The 13126-nt window shown below is 69.8% G+C and carries 10 protein-coding genes; 2 read left to right on the top strand and 8 right to left on the bottom strand.

Annotation, left to right across the window (positions count from 1 at the left end; translation table 11 throughout):
- Nucleotides 1-103: 103 nt before the first annotated feature.
- Nucleotides 104-250 (top strand): GPGG-motif small membrane protein, encoded by a 147-nt coding sequence (locus VLF38_RS04745; RefSeq protein ID WP_181322091.1) that lies wholly within the window; start codon nucleotides 104-106, stop codon nucleotides 248-250.
- 99 nt (nucleotides 251-349) lie between these two features.
- Here VLF38_RS04745 and VLF38_RS04740 read toward each other — a convergent pair whose 3' ends face one another.
- From VLF38_RS04740 to VLF38_RS04730, 3 genes are read right to left on the bottom strand one after another with little or no spacing between them, the layout of a single operon-like run.
- Nucleotides 350-1603, bottom strand: coding sequence for a sugar ABC transporter permease (locus tag VLF38_RS04740; RefSeq protein ID WP_325270134.1), 1254 nt, complete (start codon nucleotides 1601-1603; stop codon nucleotides 350-352).
- Nucleotides 1596-2399: an ATP-binding cassette domain-containing protein gene (locus VLF38_RS04735; protein WP_325270133.1), complete on the bottom strand. Its 804-nt coding sequence runs from the start codon at nucleotides 2397-2399 to the stop codon at nucleotides 1596-1598. Before VLF38_RS04735 ends, VLF38_RS04740 begins: the two co-directional genes overlap by 8 nt.
- The gene (locus tag VLF38_RS04730) at nucleotides 2396-3457 is read right to left on the bottom strand and encodes a sugar ABC transporter substrate-binding protein (protein WP_325270132.1); all 1062 of its coding nucleotides are present in this window, start codon (nucleotides 3455-3457) and stop codon (nucleotides 2396-2398) included. Before VLF38_RS04730 ends, VLF38_RS04735 begins: the two co-directional genes overlap by 4 nt.
- A 170-nt stretch (nucleotides 3458-3627) precedes the next feature.
- On the opposite strand from VLF38_RS04730, the gene VLF38_RS04725 reads away from it, so the two are divergent.
- Nucleotides 3628-4830, top strand: coding sequence for an ROK family transcriptional regulator (locus tag VLF38_RS04725; RefSeq protein WP_325270131.1), 1203 nt, complete (start codon nucleotides 3628-3630; stop codon nucleotides 4828-4830).
- Nucleotides 4831-4842: 12 nt separating this feature from the next.
- On the opposite strand, the gene VLF38_RS04720 is transcribed toward VLF38_RS04725, so the two are convergent.
- From VLF38_RS04720 to VLF38_RS04700, 5 genes are all read right to left on the bottom strand, one after another.
- On the bottom strand, nucleotides 4843-5835 hold the full coding sequence (locus VLF38_RS04720) for a hypothetical protein (RefSeq protein WP_325270130.1): 993 nt from the start codon (nucleotides 5833-5835) through the stop codon (nucleotides 4843-4845).
- A 139-nt stretch (nucleotides 5836-5974) separates the two neighbouring features.
- Nucleotides 5975-7555 carry a glutamine-hydrolyzing GMP synthase gene (gene guaA, locus VLF38_RS04715; protein WP_325270129.1) on the bottom strand — a complete coding sequence of 527 codons (1581 nt, stop codon included), beginning with the start codon at nucleotides 7553-7555 and terminating at the stop codon, nucleotides 5975-5977.
- Nucleotides 7556-7800: 245 nt separating this feature from the next.
- The gene (locus VLF38_RS04710; protein WP_325270128.1) at nucleotides 7801-9537 is read right to left on the bottom strand and encodes a GMC family oxidoreductase; all 1737 of its coding nucleotides are present in this window, start codon (nucleotides 9535-9537) and stop codon (nucleotides 7801-7803) included.
- On the bottom strand, nucleotides 9534-11159 hold the full coding sequence (locus VLF38_RS04705) for a succinic semialdehyde dehydrogenase (protein ID WP_325270127.1): 1626 nt from the start codon (nucleotides 11157-11159) through the stop codon (nucleotides 9534-9536). The genes VLF38_RS04710 and VLF38_RS04705 overlap by 4 nt, the downstream gene beginning before the upstream one ends.
- Nucleotides 11160-11271: 112 nt before the next feature.
- Nucleotides 11272-13011 carry a glycerol-3-phosphate dehydrogenase/oxidase gene (locus VLF38_RS04700; protein ID WP_325270126.1) on the bottom strand — a complete coding sequence of 580 codons (1740 nt, stop codon included), beginning with the start codon at nucleotides 13009-13011 and terminating at the stop codon, nucleotides 11272-11274.
- Nucleotides 13012-13126: the final 115 nt, after the last annotated feature.

Below are 13126 nucleotides of genomic sequence, written 5' to 3'. Positions count from 1 at the left end.
GACGCGGTGTACGCGCAAGCGGAGGCATGTTGTCCCGAATGCACGGGTACGACGTCAGCGAGGTTCGCCACCCAGCGGACCCATGACACGAAAGGGGCTCACCATGGCTCTCCTGTTGTGGATCATCGCCGTCATCCTGGTGGTGGCCGGAATCGTCAGCCTCGTCCGTGGGGAGATGCTCTGGGGCATCGTGCTGATCATCGTGGGCCTCGCCGTCGGCCCCGGTGGCTACAGCATCTTCAACCGCTGACGCACGCCTGACACCAGAGACGACACAACGACACAGGGCCGCCCGTGACCGGACGGCCCTGTGTCGTTGCTGTGCAGGATGCGACGAGCGCCGCGGGGATCAGCCGCGGCCGCTCGAGGTGCGGGCCCGGCGGCTGACCGAGTCGATCGCGACGGCGAGCAGGAGCACGCCACCGGTGACCATGAACCGGATCGACGACTCGACGTTGGTCAGGTTGAGGCCGCTGTTGATCGCCTGCAGGACCAGGATCCCGAGCATCGCGGAGTATGCCGAGCCCCGGCCGCCGAAGAGGCTGGTGCCGCCGATGACGGCAGCCGCGATCGCGGTCAGGTTGGTGTCGGTGGTGCCGGAGCTCTGCGAGACGGAGCCGAGCACGCCTGCCGCCATCAGGCCTCCGAGCGACGCCAGCGCGGAGCAGAGCACGAAGACGGACAGGTAGATCCTCCCGACCCGGATGCCCGAGCGGCGCGCCGCCTCCTCGTTGCCTCCCACCGCGAAGAGGTGGCGGCCCCAGCGCGTACGCCGCAGCGAGAGGTCCATGACCACGACCAGGACAGCGAACAGCAGCCAGACCTTGGGCCAGCCGCGGTCGACACCGAGGTACCACGTCAGCCAGAGCAGGCCGACACCAAGGAGCACCGGCTTGGCCAGGGCGACCGGCAGCCAGGTGTTCGACAGGCCGGCCTTCGCCCGCCGGGCGCGGGTCCAGAGCGTCGCGCCCAGGTCGGCGGCGATGATCAGGAGGACCACGACGTACGCCAGCGCGTCGGGGACGAAGCCGAACTTGGCGAACTGCACGAGCGAGGAGTCGCTGGGCAGGTTGATCGTGCCGTTGCGGCCGAGCACCCAGAGCAGACCACCCTGGAAGGCGAGCAGGCCCGCGAGCGAGAAGACGAAGCTCGGCACGCCGAACCGGACGTAGAGCAGGGCGTAGACCACGCCGATCGCGGCGCCGGTCGCGACACCGGCCAGCATCGCCACCGGGATCGACTGGCCGTGCTCGACCTGCGCGACCGCCATCACCGCAGCGCTCAGGCCGGAGACGGAGCCGACCGAGAGGTCGATCTCACCGAGCAGCAGGACCAGCACGATGCCCAGCGCGATGATGCCGACCGGTGCGGCGAAGAGCAGCACGCTGACCAGGTTGTACGACGAGAGGAAGCGCGGCTCCAGGGCGTAGAAGACCGTGCTGATCACCAGCAGGCCGACGATGACCGGGAGGCTACCGAGCTCGCCGCCGCGCAGGCGGTGCCAGGCGGCGTCGAGGACGGCACGGATGCCCTCCTGCCGGATCAGGCGCTCGTCCTGGAGATCGGTGAGCGCCGGGGCAGGCGCAGCGGTGGGCTCAGTCATGGGCTTCTCCCGAACGGCTCTTGCGGCGGGCGACGACGTTGTCGGAGGCACCGGTGATCGCGGCGACCAGCTCCTCGGCCGAGACCTCGGAGGTCCGGAACTCGGCAGCGTTGCGACCGAGCCGGAGGACGACGATGCGGTCCGCCACCGCCTGCACATCGGCCATGTTGTGGCTGATGATCACGACGCCGAGCCCCTGCTCGCGCAGCCGCTCGACGAGGTTGAGCACCTCGGCGGTCTGGGCGACACCGAGGGCCGCGGTCGGCTCGTCGAGGAGCACGACCTTGGGCTCCCCCACCAGCGCCCGGGCGATGGCGACGGTCTGCCGCTGACCACCCGAGAGGCTGGCGATGGGGATCCGCACCGAGGGGATCTTCGCGGAGAGCGACCGCAGCAGGCGCCACGCCTCAGTCTCCATCGAGACCTCGTCGAGGATGCCCATGCCCCGCTTCTCGTTGCCGAGGAAGAGGTTGGCCACGACGTCGAGGTTGTCGCAGAGAGCAAGGTCCTGGAAGACCGTCGCGATGCCGTGCGACTGGGCGTGGGCCGGCCCCTGGAAGGAGACCCGCTGTCCGGTCATCTCGATCGCACCCTGATCCGGCGTGTAGACGCCCGCGATGATCTTGACGAGGGTCGACTTTCCGGCTCCGTTGTCACCCACGAGGGCGACGACCTCGCCCGCACCGACCTCGAAGTCGATGTCGGAGAGGGCCTGCACGGCGCCGAAGCGCTTGCTGATCCCGGTGAGGGAGAGCGCCGTCTCCCTCACCGGGGACTCCACGAGGGATGCACTCACTTGCTGATTCCCGCCTTCTCGCACGCCGCGGCGTACTCACCGGTGCAGATGTCGTCGGCGGAGTAGAAGCCGTCGGCGATGACGGTGTCGGCCATGTTCTCCGGGGTGACCGCGACCGGGGTGAAGATGAACGACTTCACGCCCTCGAAGTCAGTCGTCTCGCCGACGTCCTCACCGTTGACGAGTGCGACGGCGACCTCGGCGGCCTTCTCGGCCTCGGTCTTGATCGACTTGTAGATCGTCATCAGCTGCTCACCGGCGACGATGCGCTGCAGCGCGGCCAGCTCGGCGTCCTGGCCGACGACCGGCGGAAGCGCGTCGGCCTTCACACCGGCACCGGTGAGGGCGGAGATGACGCCGCCCGCCTGGCCGTCGTTGGCGGCGTACACCGCGTCGATCTTCGCGACACCGAACTTGCCGATCTGGTCACTGGTCCACTGCTGGGCCTTGTCCGGGCTCCAGTCGGGATTGTCGTACTCCGCGAGGACCGTGAGGCCGGACTTGTCGAAGACGTTGTGGGCGCCTTGCTTGAACTGGCCCGCGTTGGGGTCGCTCGGCGCGCCGTTGGTCATCAGGATGTTGCCGTTGTCCTGCAGCGCGTCGACGATCGCCTGGGCCTGCATCTCGCCGACCTTCTCGTTGTCGAAGGACATGTAGTAGTCGGCGTTGGAGATGAGGCGGTCATAGGCGATGACGGTGGCGTCCTGGGCTTGGGCGGACTCAACGGCACCCTTGGCGGTCTTGCCGTTGACCGGGTCGAGGACGAGGACCTTGGCACCCTTGGCCAGGGCCGAGTCGACCTGCTGGTCCTGCTTGTCCTGGTCCTGGTTGGCGTTGTAGTAGTCGACCTTGCAGTCGGAGCAGAGCTCCTTGACCTTCGCCTCGAACATCGGGCGGTCGAACTGCTCGTAGCGGGTGGTCTTCGACTCGGGCAGGAGCAGCGCGATGGTCTTGTCGGACGCGTCGTTCTGCGCGTCGTTGGCCGAGCAGGCGGTCATGAAACCCGCGGACAGCAACAGGGCAACGCCGGGGGTGGCGATGCGGATGACTCGGGACACGGATGGCTCCTCAGGGACGGGCCCGCGACTGCGGACTGCTGACTCCTTGGAGTGTCGACCGTCACATGCTTTGTCGTCAAGAGTTGAACGCAAAATGTGCTCTTTGGTTCGAGAAGACTCACTATTCACCATTGCTTGACGGCAAAGCGTCGACAGGTGAGAGTGTGCGCATGACCGACACCGCAGCCTCCGCGCCCCGGGGCCGGAGTGCGCGCGGCTCCTCCCCCGGCTCGCCCGGAGCGCTGCGAAGCGCCAACCAGCGACGCGTCCTCGACGTCCTCCGTGGGCGTGATCCGGAGGCCGAACCGCACCGGGTCCACACCCAGGCGGAGCTCGCCCGGCTCACCGGGCTGGCTCCTGCCACGGTCTCCAACATCGTCCGCGAGCTCACCGCAGCCGGGCTGCTCGAAGTGGAGCCCGGCGCCGGGCGACGCGGCACGACCCTCCAGCTCTCCCCCTCGGCCGGCCTCGTGGCGGGCGTCGACTTCGGCCACAGCCACGTCGCGGTGGCGATCGGCGACCTCGCCGGTCGGGTGCTGGTCGAGACGCGCACGCCCTTGCACGCCACCCACTCCAGCGCCGAAGGGCTTGACGTCGCGCACCGACTGCTCGAGGAGCTCCTGGACCAGGTCCCCGGCGCCGTCCGCACCGTCGGCATGGGTCTGCCGGCACCGGTCAGCGACGGGCTGGTCCGGTCGTCGGCGATCCTCCCGGGCTGGGTCGGCGTCGACGCGGTCGCCGCGGTCAGCGACCGCTTCGCGCTCCCGGCGTACGTCGACAACGACGCCAATCTGGGCGCCCTCGCCGAGCAGCGGGTCGGCGCCGCCAACGGCTGTCGCACCGCCGTCTTCGTCAAGGTCTCCTCGGGCATCGGCGCCGGCCTGGTCATCGAGGGCGAGATCTTCCGCGGCAGTGCGGGCACGGCCGGCGAGATCGGCCACCTCACCCTCGACGAGCAGGGCCCCGTCTGCCGCTGCGGCAGCCGCGGCTGCCTGGAGGCCTACTCCTCCGTCGAGACGGTCCAGGAGCTGCTGACGACGCAGCTGCCGGCCGCTGGGATCGCCGAGATCGTGCGTGCCGCCGATGAGGGCCACGTCGCCGCGCTGCGTGTCCTCGAGGACGCCGGCTTGCACCTCGGCTGGGGCCTCGCGGCCGTGGTCAACCTGGTCAACCCCGAGCTCGTCGTGGTGGGCGGCGAGATCGCCCATGCCGGGGAGCTCCTGCTGGGCTCGGTGCGGATCGGCCTGCGGCGGCACGCCCTCGACGCTGCCGCCGGCACCCCGATCGTGACGGGTGCGCTGGGCGAGCGGGCCTCCCTGCTCGGTGCGCTCATGCTCGCGGCGGACCGCACGGAGATCACCACCACCACCTGAGCGGCGGCGGGCTCAGGCGAGCAGTGCCTGGGCGGCCGGCGAGGTGTAGAAGCCGGCCAGGCGGCGGCGGACCAGACCCTCGAGCACGCCTGCCTCGGCGAGCGCCTCGAGCACGGGCGCACCGAAGCGTCGCGCCTCCTCGACGAGGTCGTCGCGCCCCAGACCGAACTCCGCGAGCAGGTCGTTGAGCGTGAAGCTCGCATAGGTCTCGAAGAAGACCTCGACGCCTGAGGCCACCGCGGCCGCGATGTAGTCGGTCGTGCGCAGGTCGAGCCAGAGCTCGTAGATCGCCACGAAGAGCTCGACGAGCTGGCCCTCGCTGACCGCGCCGAAGAGCTCGCTGACCGGACGCGTCGACAGGGCGTCCCAGACCTCGAGGACCGCCTCGCGGAGCTCCTCGTCACTGACCGTGTCGGCGTTCGTGCTGAGGTAGCCCAGCAGCATGCCGGCGGCGCGCTCGGCGACCTCCCGACTGCGCTGGTCGGCACCGTCGATGATGCCGGCACCGAGGCGCTCAGCTGCGTCGATGCCACTCGAGACGAGCGGGACCCGGCGCGCGATCCGGCGGCCGGTCGCGAGCGGGCTGATCGCGATGCCGCGCATCACCTCGCCGACGCCCGACTGGAGGGCGGTGTTCTCCGCCAGCCCGCGCAGCACCCGCTCACGCACGCCGCGCAGCTCGGCGAGGATCGCGACCAGCTCGGCGACCCGCGCGCGGTCGACCAGGTCACCCAGCGGCACCTCGTTGGCGGGATGGCTGCGCACCCTTGCTGCGATCTGCCCGGCGATCTCCGGGATGGCGCCGGGCAGCCGGAACGTCGCGACGTACTTGAGCGCCACGGCCGTGACCAGCTCGCGCTGCATCACCCGGCCGAGCTCGAGGGTGCCGATCGTGGCCAGCAGGTGGTCGAGCTCGACCTCGACCTGCTCGTTGAACCGCTCACCCTGCAGGGCGGCGAGCTCGTGGGCGACATGGGCGTCGAGGAGCTGGTCGGCGAGGGTCATGCGGGCCATTCTCCCCGAGCATCCGGGCGTGAGCGATGTGTCATCGGGCACGCCAGGCCGCCCTGAACGCGAACGCCGCCCGACGCGCCGAACAGGTCGGCGTGTCGGGCGGCGCTCGTGGCTCAGGCGGCCTGGTCGCTCACTCCCACTCGATCGTGCCCGGGGGCTTGGAGGTGATGTCGACGGTGACGCGGTTGATGTCGGCGACCTCGTTGGTGATCCGCGTCGAGATCCGCTCCAGCACCTCGTAGGGCAGGCGGGCCCAGTCGGCGGTCATGGCGTCCTCGGAGGTGACCGGGCGCAGGACGACCGGGTGGCCGTAGGTGCGGCCGTCGCCCTGGACCCCGACCGAGCGGACGTCGGCGAGCAGCACCACCGGCATCTGCCAGATCGTGCCGTCGAGGCCGGCCCTGGTCATCTCCTCGCGGGCGATCGCGTCAGCCTCACGCAGGACGTCGAGGCGCTCGCGGGTCACCTCGCCGATGATCCGGATGCCGAGGCCCGGGCCCGGGAAGGGCTGGCGCTGGACGATGACGTCCGGCAGGCCGAGCTGGGCGCCGACGGCGCGGACCTCGTCCTTGAAGAGCTCGCGCAGCGGCTCGACCAGCTCGAACTCGAGGTCTTCGGGGAGACCACCCACGTTGTGGTGCGACTTGATCGTCGCAGCGCCGGCGCCGTGGCCCGACTCGACGACGTCCGGGTAGAGGGTGCCCTGCACGAGGAAGCCCACCTTCGAGCCCTCGGGCGCGCTCTTGATGACCTCGAGCTCGGCGCCCTCGAAGGCGCGGATGAACTCGCGGCCGATGATCTTGCGCTTTGCCTCCGGCTCCGAGACGCCGGCGAGCGCGTCGAGGAACTGCTTCTCGGCGTCGACGACGATCAGCTTCGCACCGGTGGCAGCCACGAAGTCACGCTCGACCTGCGCGGTCTCGTCCTTGCGCATCAGGCCGTGGTCGACGTAGACGCAGGTGAGGCGGTCGCCGATCGCCTTCTGCACGATCGCGGCAGCGACGGCGGAGTCGACACCACCGGAGAGGCCGCAGATCGCGCGCCCCTCCTCGCCGATCTGCTCCTTGATGCGCGCGATCTGCTCGTCGGCGATGTTGCCGATGGTCCAGGTCTGGCGGCAGCCGGCGATGTTCCACAGGAAGTGCTCGAGCACCTGCTGGCCGTGCTCGGAGTGGAGCACCTCCGGGTGCCACTGCACGCCGGCGTAGCCACGCTCGACGTCCTCGAACGCCGCGACGGGGGTCAGCTCGGTGGAGGCGAGGACCTTGAAGCCCTCCGGCGCCTTGACGACCTGGTCGCCGTGCGACATCCAGACGTTGTGGGCCGACGGCATGCCCGCCATCAGCACACCGTGCTCGACGACGTTGACCGGGGTGCGGCCGTACTCACGCAAGCCGGTGGCGGAGACCTCACCACCGAGGGCCTGGGCCATCGTCTGGAAGCCGTAGCACATGCCGAAGACGGGGACCTGACCGTCGAAGAGGTCGCCGTTGAGCGAGGGGGCACCCTCCTCGTAGACCGACGACGGACCGCCCGAGAGGATGATCGCCTTCGGCTCCTTCGCGAGCATCTCGGCGACCGGCAGCGTGTGCGGCACGATCTCGGAGTACACCTTCGCCTCGCGGACGCGGCGCGCGATCAGCTGGGCGTACTGCGCGCCGAAGTCGACGACGAGGACGAGGTCGTGGGCTGCGTGGGAGGTCTCGGTCACGCGCGGATTCTATCGTCCGTACGCGGCCCTCCCGTACGCCGCCCGAACGCACCAGAACCCCGCCGGGGAGGGAGGGTGGCGGGGTCCTGGCCATCCACGCCTTCGTGGAACAGCGCGGACACGGGTCCCGGCATGGGAGGGAGCAAGACTCTCCGGGACCCACTTCGTGCAACGAACCCTCCAGAGACGCGTTACGGCCCCGTCCCAAAAGATCTGGGACGGGGCCGGAACGTGTGACGGATGGGTCAGGAGATGCCCACGATGGGCAGCCGGAGGGCTGCCGGGGCCGCCTCGGGGACCACCGGGTTCTTCGGCTGGACCGCCTCGATGCGCTGGTAGGCCTGTCCCTGCGCGGGCCGGCTGTCCGCCTCGCCCTTGTTGGGCCAGAAGGAGAGCGCCCGCTCGGCCTGCGCGGTGATCGTCAGCGACGGGTTGACGCCGAGATTCGCCGAGATCGTCGAGCCGTCCATGATGTGCAGGCCGTCGTAGCCGTACATCCGATGGAACGGGTCGACCACGCCGGTCTCCGGGGAGTCACCGATGGTGCAGCCACCGATGAAGTGGGCCGTCAGCGGGATGTTGAACGGCTCGCCGACGGTGCCGCCTGCGACGCCGTTGAGGTTCTCCGCCATCTGGCGTGCAGCCTCGTTGGCGACCGGGATCCAGGTGGGGTTCTCGCCTCCGTGGCCCTGCTTGGAGGTCATGATCGAGCCACCACCGGGCAGCTTGATGCGTCGCGTGGTGATCGAGTTGTCGAGCGTCTGCATGACGAGCAGGATCACGACCCGCTCGGACCAGTGCTTGACGTCGTACAGGTTGAGGGCGTTGGACGGCTTCAGCCACATCTTGGCGTAGTCCTTGGCCCACCGCTGGAAGCGGCCCGGGCCGCCGTCGGAGAGGACCGTCTGCATGAGCGACATGGCGTTGGAGCCCTTGCCGTAGCGGACCGGCTCGATGTGGGTGACCTCGTCGGGGTGCCACGAGGAGGTGATCGCGACGCCGTCGGTGTAGTCGACGTCCGCGCCCGGCTCGGAGATGACGCCGAGGATCGACTCGGAGTTGGTGCGGGTCAGGACGCCGAGGCGGTCGGAGACCTTCGGCAGCGAGCCCTCGTCCTTCAGCTTGTGGAGCAGCTTCTGGGTGCCCAGCGCGGCCGCCGCGAAGATGACGTGGTCGGCGGTGAAGGTCTTGACCGCGCTCTTGCGCGAGAGCTTGGCCTTCGTCCAGCGCGCCGTCACGGTGTAGCCACCGCCGACCTTCGGGCGGACGTCGGTGACGGTGGTCAGCGGGTGCACCTCGGCGCCGGCCTGCTCGGCCAGGTAGAGGTAGTTCTTGACCAGGGTGTTCTTGGCGTTGTGGCGGCAGCCGGTCATGCACTCACCGCAGTTGAGGCACGTCGTACGCCGGGGGCCGACGCCGCCGAAGAACGGGTCCTCGACGTCCTTGCCGCCGTCACGACCGTCCTCGCCGCCGAAGAGGACACCGACCGGCGTCGCGTGCAGCGAGTCAGCGGTGCCGAACTGCTCGGCGACCTTCGCCACCTCGCGGTCCGACGCGGTCTCGCACGGGTTGGTGACCACGCCGAGCATCCGCTTGGCCTGGTCGTAGTAGGGCGCGAGCTCGGACTTCCAGTCGGTGATGTGCGCCCACGACTTGTCCTTGTAGAACGGGTCGAGCGGCTCGTAGAGCGTGTTGGCGTAGACCAGCGAGCCGCCGCCGACGCCCGCGCCTGCGAGGATCAGGCAGTCCTTGACCATGTCGATGCGCTGGATGCCGTAGGCACCGATCGCCGGGTTGAAGAGGAACTTCTTCAGGTCCCACGAGGTCTTCGCGAAGTCCTCGTCGCGGAAGCGCGCGCCGGCCTCGAGCACGCCGACCTTGTAGCCCTTCTCGGTCAGGCGCAGCGCCGAGACGGAGCCGCCGAAGCCGGACCCGATGACGAGGACGTCATAGTGCTGCCCACCGCTCACCTGGCTGCTCACGAGCGCCGACCGGCCTTCGTCATGATCTTCTCGTTGAGCGAGGTCAGGCCGGCCCACTGCTTGTTGCTGAGCAGCCACGGCTGGGTCAGCGGGTGGATCCGCTGGGTGCCGACGGACTGCACCTCGGTGTAGCGGTGGATGCCCTCGGCGCCCTGGCGACGACCCACGCCCGACTCGCGCATGCCGCCCATCGGGGCCTCGAGCGAGCCGAACGTCGCGGCGTAGCCCTCGTTGACGTTGACCGTGCCGGCCTTGATCTCGCGGGCGATGGCACGGCCGCGCTTGGCGTCCTTGGTCCACACCGAGGCGTTGAGGCCGTAACAACCCTCGTTGGCCAGGGCGATCGCCTCGGTCTCCTCCTGGAAGCGGTAGAGCGACACGACCGGGCCGAAGGTCTCGTTGGCGTAGATGTCCATCTCAGGAGTGACGCCCTCGAGGATCGTCGGCTCCATGAAGTACGGCGCGATGTCGGGGCGGTGCTTGCCGCCGGTGAGGACCGTGGCGCCCTTGGAGACGGCGTCCTCGATGTGCGCGAGCGCGGTGTCGAGCTGGTCCTGGGAGATGAGCGAGCCCATGTCGATCGCCCAGTCCTGGCCCGCGCCCAGCGTCATCGCCTCGGTGCGCGCGACGAAGCGCGCGACGAACCGGTCGTAGATCGCGTCGGCGACGAAGAGGCGCTCGGTCGAGACGCAGAGCTGGCCGGCGTTTCCGTACGACGCGCGGACGGCACCCTCGGAGGCCCGCTCGATGTTGGCGTCCTCGAGGACGAGGAGGGGGTTCTTGCCGCCGAGCTCGAGCGAGCAGTTGATCAGGCGCTCGGCGCAGCCCGCTGCGACGCGCTTGCCGGTCGCGGTGGAGCCGGTGAAGCAGATGTAGTCGGCGCGGCCGATGATCGCGGTGCCGATCTTCGAACCGGGGCCGGCGACGGGGACCCACAGGTCCTCGGGGAAGCCGGCCTCACGGAGCAGGCGCACGCCGACGAGCGAGGTGAGCATCGTCTGGCTGTCGGCCTTGGCCACGACCGCGTTGCCGGCCATGAGCGCAGGCAGGCCGTCGGACATCGCCATCGTGAAGGGGTAGTTCCACGGCGAGATGATGCCGACGACGCCCTTCGGGACGCGGTTGAGGTCGATGCGCGTCAGGCCCGGCAGAACGCCAGCGCGGCGCGTCGTGTCGAGGTGACGGTGGGCCGTGCGCGCGTAGTAACGAGCGGTGAGGGCGACGTGGTAGACCTCGTTGTAGGCGTCACGACGGGCCTTCGCGGACTCCCAGACGGCGATCTCCATGATCTCGTCGGCGTGCTTCAGCACCAGGTCGTGGAAGCGCATCATGACCCGCGCGCGCTCGTCGATCGAGGTGCGGGCCCAGGTCGCCTGGGCAGCACGCGCCCGCGCGAACGCGGTGTCGACGTCGTCGAGCGACGACTGCGGGATGACGCCGAGCGGCTGGCCGTTGACCGGCGAGACCGACTGCGCGACCTCACCGGACGTGGCGAGGAGGTGCGACGTCAGGGACGCGACGTACTCCGGCTCGAGGGCGTAGGAACCGGCGATGTTGTGCTCGGGGTCGTGCGGGCCCTCGACGGTGCGATCCTGCGGGGGCTCGGGGTTGCGTGCGCTCATGTACTCGAGAGTAGGCGACACGGTGTCGCAGTTACCAGCGTTCCAGCAGGACTGAGATCGTTTACACATCCACTTGCCGTGTCAACCGCAGATGTGGCATATGACCTCAGGGTCAGATCAGGTCGGGCAGGCTGATCCGGGCCTCGTCGGCCTCCTGGTCGGTGAGCCGCTTCTGGCTCTCCCGCTCGGCCGCCACGCGCCGCCGGTAGTGGTCGACCTCCACCTCGCGGCGCTCGTCGTCCCAGCCGAGCTCCTCCCCCATCAGCCGGGCCGCCTCGGGCGCCGCACCGACGCCCCGGTCGAAGGTCTCGATCGAGATCCGCGTACGCCGCACGAGCACGTCGTCGAGGTGGCGGGCGCCCTCGTGCGTCACCGCATGGACCACCTCGGCGGCCAGGTAGTCCTCGGCCCCCGCGAGCGGCGCGGAGAGCTCGGGTCGGTCCGCGATGAGCGCGAGCAGGTCGTCGATCCGGCCGCCGTATCGGCCGAGCAGGTGGTCGATGCGCGCCAGGTGGAGCCCTGAGCGCCGCGCGAGCATGACCCGCTGGTTGGCGCGGGTCTCGTAGCTCTCGGCGCCGACCAGCGGAACGCGGTCGGTGATCGAGTCGCGGACCATCGGCGAGCCGCCGCTGCGCAGCGAGTGGCTGGCGGCATCGATCGCGTCCTTCGCCATCACCCGGTACGTCGTGAGCTTGCCGCCGGCGATCATCACCAGGCCCGGCACGGGCGTGACGACGGTGTGCTCGCGGCTGATCCGGCTGGTCGGCTCGGACTCGCCGGAGAGCAGCGGCCGCAGTCCGGCGTACACGCCCTCCACGTCGTCGTGGTCGAGCGGCTCGCGCAGGATCCGGTTGACGTGCTCGAGGATGTAGTCGATGTCGGTCCGGCTCGCGGCAGGGTGGGCGCGATCGAGGTCCCACGCGGTGTCGGTGGTGCCGATGATCCAGTGCCGGCCCCACGGGATGACGAAGAGGACGCTGGTCTCGGTGCGGACGATGAAGCCCGACTCCGAGCGGATCCGGTCGCGCGGGACGACGATGTGGATGCCCTTGCTCGCCTTGACGTGCAGCGAGCCGCGCCCGCCGACCAGCTCCTGGATCTCGTCGGTCCAGACGCCCGCGGCGTTGACGACGACACGCGCACGGATCTCGAAGACCTTCTCCGTCTCGAGGTCGAAGGCCTGCACGCCGACGACCCGCTCCCCCTCGCGGATGAAGCCGATGCACGCGGTGCGCGTCGCGATCAGGGCACCGTGGGCCGCCGCGGTGCGGGCGACGGTCATCACCAGGCGGGCGTCGTCGACCTGGGCGTCCCAGTACTGGATCGCACCGGCGAGCTTGGAGACCTTGAAGTCCGGGGCGATCCGCGCGACCGACCGGCGACTCAGGTGCCGGTGGTGCGGCAGGCCCATGTTGCCGCCGTTGTCGGCCAGGGCACCGAACTTCGCCATCGCGTCGTAGAGCGCCAGCCCCGCTCCGACGTACGGCCTCTCCCAGCCGCGGCGGGTCAGCGGGTAGAGGAAGGGGACGGGCTTGACCAGGTGCGGCGCGAGGCGGGTGAGCAGCAGGCCCCGCTCGTGCAGGGCCTCCTTGACCAGCGCGAAGTCCATCATCTCGAGGTAGCGCAGGCCGCCGTGGACCAGCTTCGAGCTGCGGCTGCTCGTGCCCGAGGCGAGATCGCGCTGCTCGACCAGACCGACGGTCAGCCCACGCGTCACCGCATCGAGCGCGGCACCGACGCCGGTGATGCCGCCCCCGACGACGAGTACGTCGACCTCGTTGCCGGGCGTGCCCAGCTGCTCGAGCGCGGACTCCCGCGCCTGCGGACTCAGGTCACTCGCCAGAGGTGCCATGCCCCATGTCTACCGCTGAGGCGGCGCGAACCTGCACGTTTCGTACGCCGAGGCGGCGCAAACTTCCGCTGAATACCCATCGAGGCGGCGCGAACCTGCAGATTCTCTGCAGGTT

Origin of the sequence: Nocardioides sp. (assembly GCF_035481145.1) — a bacterium.
In the GTDB taxonomy this organism is placed as follows: Bacteria; Actinomycetota; Actinomycetes; order Propionibacteriales; family Nocardioidaceae; genus Nocardioides.
The sequence above is the reverse complement of the archived record's forward strand: the minus strand, read 5'-3'. Positions and strand labels throughout refer to the sequence as shown.

What these genes read in the sequence shown, in the direction of transcription:
- VLF38_RS04740 (WP_325270134.1), bottom strand. Translation starts at nt 1,603, where the DNA reads ATGACTGAGCCCACCGCTGCGCCTGCCCCGGCGCTCACCGATCTCCAG.
- VLF38_RS04700 (WP_325270126.1), bottom strand. Translation starts at nt 13,011, where the DNA reads ATGGCACCTCTGGCGAGTGACCTGAGTCCGCAGGCGCGGGAGTCCGCG.
- VLF38_RS04705 (WP_325270127.1), bottom strand. Translation starts at nt 11,159, where the DNA reads ATGAGCGCACGCAACCCCGAGCCCCCGCAGGATCGCACCGTCGAGGGC.
- VLF38_RS04725 (WP_325270131.1), top strand. Translation starts at nt 3,628, where the DNA reads ATGACCGACACCGCAGCCTCCGCGCCCCGGGGCCGGAGTGCGCGCGGC.
- VLF38_RS04720 (WP_325270130.1), bottom strand. Translation starts at nt 5,835, where the DNA reads ATGACCCTCGCCGACCAGCTCCTCGACGCCCATGTCGCCCACGAGCTC.
- VLF38_RS04745 (WP_181322091.1), top strand. Translation starts at nt 104, where the DNA reads ATGGCTCTCCTGTTGTGGATCATCGCCGTCATCCTGGTGGTGGCCGGA.